The sequence below is a fragment of the Enterobacter sp. EC_50 genome, assembly GCF_019584525.1.
GTDB classification, from domain to species: Bacteria; Pseudomonadota; Gammaproteobacteria; order Enterobacterales; family Enterobacteriaceae; genus Enterobacter; species Enterobacter roggenkampii.
In genome coordinates, this window is sequence record NZ_VDAF01000141.1 from 1 (window position 1) to 202 (window position 202).

At 49.0% G+C, this 202-nt stretch carries 1 rRNA gene; it reads left to right on the top strand.

Annotated elements, in window-relative coordinates:
• Positions 1-66 (top strand): 16S ribosomal RNA (locus FHC48_RS23390); the annotation flags it as partial.
• Positions 67-202 lie beyond the last annotated feature (136 nt).

A 202-nucleotide genomic window follows, 5' to 3' on the forward strand; every position in this document is an offset into this window, starting at 1 on the left:
TTCATGACTGGGGTGAAGTCGTAACAAGGTAACCGTAGGGGAACCTGCGGTTGGATCACCTCCTTACCTTAAAGAACCTGCCTTTGTAGTGCTCACACAGATTGTCTGATGAAAAAACAGCAGTAAAAATCTCTGCAGGCTTGTAGCTCAGGTGGTTAGAGCGCACCCCTGATAAGGGTGAGGTCGGTGGTTCAAGTCCACT